Origin of the sequence: Gordonia oleivorans (genome assembly GCF_040044975.1) — a bacterium.
Classification (GTDB): Bacteria; Actinomycetota; Actinomycetes; order Mycobacteriales; family Mycobacteriaceae; genus Gordonia; species Gordonia oleivorans.
The window spans coordinates 1-3,419 of sequence record NZ_JBDZDI010000044.1 but is presented as its reverse complement, the minus strand read 5'-3'; the positions used below and the strand labels follow the sequence as shown (position 1 = coordinate 3,419).

Below are 3,419 nucleotides of genomic sequence, written 5' to 3'. Positions count from 1 at the left end.
ATTGACCGGCTAATCGTGGTCGAGCCTGCGGCAACGATCGGCCGATGGTTCATTGTCGATCTGGTTTGCGGCGTTGCCGTCGGAGTTGTTCGTCGTGCTGGGCGACGGTGCCGGCGAGGCTCTCGACGATCGTTCGCAGGTGCGCAACTTCGGTGGCGAGGCCGGTGAGTGTGCGGGCGTCGGTCTGTCGGGTGCGGTGTTCGTCGATGACGGCGCGCATTTCGGTGTTGCGGTAGAGGGTCGCGCGACCGATCTTGGTGCGGGCAGCGACTGCGGTGAAGGTGATGGGTTGGCCTGTGGCGGCGAGTTCGGCGCAGGTTCGTTCAACCTCGGCCAGCGCTTTGCTGCTCATGCGGTCTCGGTGCCGGCCTCGGCGATGAGGATGTCGAGGCGGGCGACGAGTTGTTGGTGGCGGCGGGCCTCGTCGACCCAGCCGCGGGACTGGGCATCCTCGGCGAGCTGTTGCGCATCAACGCGTTGCGCGGCAAGGACTCCGAGATGGGTTGCGTCGGTGTGGAAGCTGGGACAATGTTCACAGATGTTGGCATACGGGCAGGTTCCCTGGGCGGGTGCCCGCAGGCAGTAGCCGCCGGCCAGCCGCGATTTGATGGCCGGGGCCTGCTTCCAGTCGGATCCGGTGATGTCGGTGATCGGTAGTTGCGGTCGGTCGGCGGCGAGCGGGCCGATCTGGCTTTTGGCGAGGTCGAGGGCTCGTTCGTATTCGGTGCGGACGGTGGAGTCGAACAGGTGCGCGTAGCGCAGGCTCATCTGGGTGGAGACGTGTCCGAGCAGCGCCATGAGCGCTTGTAGGGAAACCCCGGCGTTGATCAGGGCGGTGGCATAGGTGTGGCGCAGTTGATGTGGGGTGATGTGGTCGAGCCCGGCGGTCGCTGCCGCCCGGTTGAGCTCAGCGCGTAGTGCGTTCTGGGAGAGTCGTTTTCCGTGGTGGGTGAACAAGAAGTCGGCGGGTGCTCCGGTGCGGGGGTGACGTAGTGGCCGGCCGTGAGTGCGGGTGGCGGTGATGCGGTCGACGAGGGTGAGGACTTCGTCGTCGATGGGTACCATGCGTTCGGAGTCGAGTTTGCCCAGTGGCACTTTCAGCCACGACCCTTGCCCCGGGATCTCGTGGATGCAGTCGAGTTCGAGGTCGAGCAGTTCCCCGATCCGCAACCCACACGCCCGCGCCAACAGCAGGGCGTCTGCGGCCAGACGATACGGCGAATCCGCCAGCGCTGCAGCAAGCTTGCGATCGGCATCTACGGGTAGATAGCGTGGCAGAAACCGTTGCGGGCGAGGCAGGTCGCTGCGGAAGATCAGCTTGCGCGCTGGCGCGTCATCCCATCCCCACTCGGTGATCTCGGCCAGGAAATGGCCGACCGCGTGCACGCGTCGGATGCGGTCGGCCACGGTGATGGGTGCACCGGTGACACTGTTGAGGGTGGTGGGCAACGACGCCAGATACGGCTCGATATGGCGTCGACGATCGAGGTGGGCCAGCGAGGTCAGATCGGGGTCGGTGACGGCCAGGAATCGGCCGAAGTGCGCGAGTCGGGTCGCGATGCTGCTGACGGTCTTCGGCGCGCAGGTGGCGTACTTGCGGTTGAGGTAGCCCACGAACGCCGGGCGCAGTGCTGTGGGCACCTCGGCCATCCGATCCTCGAGGCTGTGTGCGGTCGTCGCCGGTGGTGCTTCGGAGTCGAGGATGCCGAGATGGAACAGGATCTGGCGGGCACTGTGCAGGGTGCTGCGGTAGTGTTTCGCGCCGCGTCCGGTGTGTTCTTCGCGCAGTGTGCAAGCGTGCAGGAGGTCGGCGAGGTCGTCCTCGTACAGGTCGGTCAACGGGCGCTGGGACTGGATGAGCAACCGCGCGATGATTTGTGAGGCGATCGCCGATGCGACTCGGTCGGTGAATCCCAATTCCTTTGCCGCACTGACAAATCTCTGAAGGTCAGCGTTGAGTGGACTGACCGCGAGTTCCAGCCAGATACTGCTGAGTTTGCGGTACACCAGATAATCGTATCCGGGTGCCAGGCGCCCGCTGACCATCAAGAACGTGATGAACGGGCGGGTGGAGCAGTTTGCGGCCAGGCGTTTCTCGAGAGGTTCCTCGGCCCAGTCGGCGACCGTGGGCCAGCGCTTGAGGAAGGAGCGTGCCGCTTGGGTGTAGGCCGGGTTGCCGCGGCCACGCCGCCGCAGATGGGCGAGGTAGGCAGTCTGGACCTCTGCCGGTGTCTCAGGTCTGGGTGCGAAGTCGTGTGCGTGCTGCATCGAACTCTGCCTTGACATGTGTTGGGGTCAAATGGATATAGCGGGCTGTGGTATCGACGTGAGCGTGGCCGAGCAGCGCTTGCATCACCGCCAGATCGACTCCGGCTTCGGCCATCGCGGTGCCGAAGGTATGACGCAGTGCGTGTGGGTGGCCGGCGGCCACTCCGGATTTGAGGCGGTGGTAGCGGAAGATCGTGCGTAGTCCAGCCGCGGTCAACGGCTGACCCCGGTGCGGTCCCTTCGCCACCAGAAACAGACGGGTATTGGATGATTCGGGCCGCTCGGTCAGGACGTAGGTGTGAATCAGGCCGGCCACCTCGACATCGAGCGGCACCCGGCGTTCCTTGCCGCCCTTGCCGAGTACCCGTACCCAGCGGGCGCCGATATCGACATCGGTCACCTCCAGGGTGAGCAACTCGCACGAGCGTAACCCCGACAACAACATCAACCCGGCCAACGACCGGTCCCGCCAGGTGTGCAGGCTCGCCACCAGATCTGCGGTCTCACGACGATCCAGTGCCCGGGGTAGCCGACGCGGTTCGCGCAGCCGCAACGCTGACCGCCTCTTCGGCTTGACCAGATGGCCGAGCAGGGCGTTGCGTTCTTCGGCGGTGACGCGGCGTGCTTCACGCCCACTCGGGACCGGATTGACCAGGTCAGGATCGGTGATGCTGCGATAGGTGAACAAGCCCGTCAGCGCCGCGAGTCGATGATTGATCGTGGTCGGTGAGTACCGATCGAGCCGTTGCCCGGTCATCGACAACACATTTGCTGGACGACCCGGAATCGACGTCTCTCGGCAGAACCGCATGAAGTCGAGAAGCGTTGTCGTGGTTACTGATTCCAACGTGATATCGGACTCGTCGAGCCACCGGCAGAACGCCAGCAGGTCGTAGCCGTAGGCCCGTAACGTGCGCGCCGAGTAGTTTCGGTCGGCCAGATAGCCGAGGTAATCATTGACCACCACGTACCTTCCGGCATGGTCACCGGCCAACTGCCAGGCAACCTCAGTGCCAGATTCCAGATGCAGCAACTGCCGATCCGTCATGAGACAGGTGTAACGCCACCGTCAACCCCGGTCAAGTATCTTCCGTTGTCGGCGTGTCTGTTTCACCGTAGCCCCGGGCTCCGGATTAGCCGGTCAACAGGCA

At 64.5% G+C, this 3,419-nt stretch carries 3 protein-coding genes; all 3 read right to left on the bottom strand.

Features of this window, described 5'->3' with window-relative positions; all coding sequences use genetic code 11:
• Positions 1-49: 49 nt before the first annotated feature.
• The 3 genes from ABLE92_RS25975 to ABLE92_RS25965 are packed head-to-tail and all read right to left on the bottom strand — an operon-like array spanning position 50 to position 3,316.
• Positions 50-352 carry a DUF6262 family protein gene (locus tag ABLE92_RS25975; RefSeq protein WP_240862873.1) on the bottom strand — a complete coding sequence of 101 codons (303 nt, stop codon included), beginning with the start codon at positions 350-352 and terminating at the stop codon, positions 50-52.
• Positions 349-2,268 (bottom strand): tyrosine-type recombinase/integrase, encoded by a 1,920-nt coding sequence (locus ABLE92_RS25970; RefSeq protein ID WP_348807655.1) that lies wholly within the window; start codon positions 2,266-2,268, stop codon positions 349-351. Before ABLE92_RS25970 ends, ABLE92_RS25975 begins: the two co-directional genes overlap by 4 nt.
• On the bottom strand, positions 2,234-3,316 hold the full coding sequence (locus ABLE92_RS25965; protein ID WP_240862866.1) for a tyrosine-type recombinase/integrase: 1,083 nt from the start codon (positions 3,314-3,316) through the stop codon (positions 2,234-2,236). Before ABLE92_RS25965 ends, ABLE92_RS25970 begins: the two co-directional genes overlap by 35 nt.
• Between the last annotated feature and the right edge of the window lie 103 nt (positions 3,317-3,419).

Excerpts from the sequence above, each read along its gene's own strand:
- ABLE92_RS25975 (WP_240862873.1), bottom strand. The coding sequence starts at position 352 with ATGAGCAGCAAAGCGCTGGCCGAGGTTGAACGAACCTGCGCCGAACTC.
- ABLE92_RS25970 (WP_348807655.1), bottom strand. The coding sequence starts at position 2,268 with ATGCAGCACGCACACGACTTCGCACCCAGACCTGAGACACCGGCAGAG.
- ABLE92_RS25965 (WP_240862866.1), bottom strand. The coding sequence starts at position 3,316 with ATGACGGATCGGCAGTTGCTGCATCTGGAATCTGGCACTGAGGTTGCC.